This window comes from Acetomicrobium sp. S15 = DSM 107314 (assembly GCF_016125955.1).
GTDB lineage: Bacteria > Synergistota > Synergistia > Synergistales > Thermosynergistaceae > Thermosynergistes > Thermosynergistes pyruvativorans.
Window position 1 is genome coordinate 1 of sequence record NZ_JADEVE010000003.1, and the last position, 362, is coordinate 362.

Consider the following 362-nt stretch of genomic DNA (forward strand, 5'->3'; position numbering starts at 1 on the left):
GTTTTTTGAGTTCTTTTCCGCTTCGTTGCTTTTTCTTTTTTTTTTTTTTTTTCTTTTGTGGTTGTTTGGTTTTTGTTCCTGTTCTTGTTGTTAGCTTTTTCTCTTTTCTTTTTTTTGTTTTTATTTAATTTTTTTTTTGGCTTTTTTTTTCCCTAACTGGGACGCCCATCATATATTACGGCGACGAGTTGGGGATGGGGGATAACTACTTCTTGGGAGACAGAAACGGAGTGCGCACCCCTATGCAGTGGAGCCAGGCTGCAATGCTGGCTGCGTGGTCCTTATTGGTGGTGAGCACTGTCGATAATTTTATACGCCCATACTTCATCTCAGAAGGAAGCAAGGTTCACATGTTAGTCGCC

General features: G+C 40.6%; 1 pseudogene. It reads left to right on the top strand.

Annotated features, from left to right (window positions below):
• Nucleotides 1–149: 149 nt before the first annotated feature.
• Nucleotides 150–362 (top strand): annotated as a pseudogene (locus EZM41_RS14430) (hypothetical protein); the annotation flags it as partial.